2 protein-coding genes are annotated in these 1604 nt (G+C 66.9%); both read right to left on the reverse strand.

The window, feature by feature from the left end; translation table 11 throughout:
• Positions 1–794, reverse strand: a 794-nt coding sequence (locus BC360_RS04255; protein ID WP_065794414.1) for a sulfate/molybdate ABC transporter ATP-binding protein, incomplete at its 3' end; no start/stop codon positions are given.
• 15 nt (positions 795–809) lie between these two features.
• A partial coding sequence (gene cysW / locus BC360_RS04260; RefSeq protein WP_065794415.1) for a sulfate ABC transporter permease subunit CysW occupies positions 810–1604 on the reverse strand: 795 nt, incomplete at its 5' end.

Below are 1604 nucleotides of genomic sequence, written 5' to 3' on the forward strand. Positions count from 1 at the left end.
GTCGGGGCGCGCAGGCCGATCGGCCGGTCCTCGAACCAGATCTCGCCGTTCGCCAGCGTCACGGCCAGGGCGTTCGACTGGCCGATGAAGCCGTAGACGAACGGCGAGACCGGATGGTCGTAGATCTCGTCGGGGGTGCCGACCTGCTCGATCGCGCCCTTGCTCATCACCACCACCCGGTCGGCCAACTCCAGCGCCTCTTCCTGGTCATGGGTGACGAAGATGGTGGTGTGGCCGGTGCGGTCGTGAATCTCGCGCAGCCAGCGCCTGAGTTCCTTGCGGACCTGGGCGTCGAGCGCGCCGAACGGCTCGTCGAGCAACAGCACGTTCGGCTCGACCGCCATGGCGCGGGCCAGCGCGACGCGCTGGCGCTGGCCGCCCGACAGCTGCGCCGGGTAACGCTTCTCCAGCCCGGAGAGTTGGACGAGATCGAGCAGATCAAGCGCGCGCTGGCGGATGTCGGCGGCCGGCGGCCGGCGATTGGCCGGGCGCACCTTCAGCCCGAAGGCGACGTTGTCGAGCACCGTCATGTGCCGGAACAGCGCATAGTGCTGGAAGACGAAGCCGATGTTGCGCTGCTGCACGGTCTTTTGCGAGGCATCGTCGTCGCCGAAGAAGATCGTGCCGGCGGTCGGGCTTTCGAGACCGGCGACCAGCCGCAGAAGCGTCGTCTTGCCCGAGCCGGAGGGGCCGAGCAGCGCGATCAGCTCGCCCGAGCGGATGTCGAGCGAGACGTCGTCGAGCGCCGGAAAGCGGCCGAATTCCTTGCGTATGTTCTGAACGCGGACTTCCATGACGATCCGGACCTTTCAATGCCTGCGGCTGGCGGCGATCTCGGCGCTGTAGCGAAGCTCGAGCGCCGTTTTCAAGACGAGGGTGACCAGCGCCAGCAGCGCCAGCAACGTCGCAACCGCAAAGGCGGCGACGAAGTTATATTCATTATAGAGGATTTCCACCTGCAACGGCATGGTGTTGGTCTGGCCGCGGATATGGCCGGAGACCACCGACACCGCGCCGAACTCGCCCATGGCGCGGGCGTTGCACAGCAGCACGCCGTAAAGCAGCCCCCATTTGATGTTGGGCAGCGTCACATGCCAGAACGTCTGCCAGCCGGAAGCGCCGAGCGACAGCGCCGCCTCCTCGTCGCTGGTGCCCTGCTCCTGCATCAAGGGGATCAACTCGCGGGCGACGAAGGGGAAGGTGACGAAGACGGTGGCCAGCACCAGGCCCGGCACGGCAAACAGGATCTGGATGCCATGGCTCTGCAGGACGGGGCCGATGAGGCTGTGCGAGCCGAACAGCAGCACGAAGACGAGGCCGGAGATCACCGGCGACACCGAGAACGGCAGGTCGATCAGCGTCGTCAGGAAGGCCTTGCCCTTGAACTCGAACTTGGCGATCGCCCAGGCGGCGGCGACGCCGAAAACGAGGTTGAGCGGCACGGCGATGGCGGCGACGATCAGCGTCAGGCGGATGGCGGCAAAGGTCTCGGCATCGCCAAGCGCCGTCAGGAACTCGGCCGGTCCCTTGCGCAGCGCCTCGGTAAAGACGGCCGCCAGCGGCAGCAGCAGGAACAGGGCGACGAAGGCGAGCGCGGCCACCGT

This window comes from Ensifer sp. LC163 (genome assembly GCF_001695855.1).
In the GTDB taxonomy this organism is placed as follows: domain Bacteria; phylum Pseudomonadota; class Alphaproteobacteria; order Rhizobiales; family Rhizobiaceae; genus Ensifer.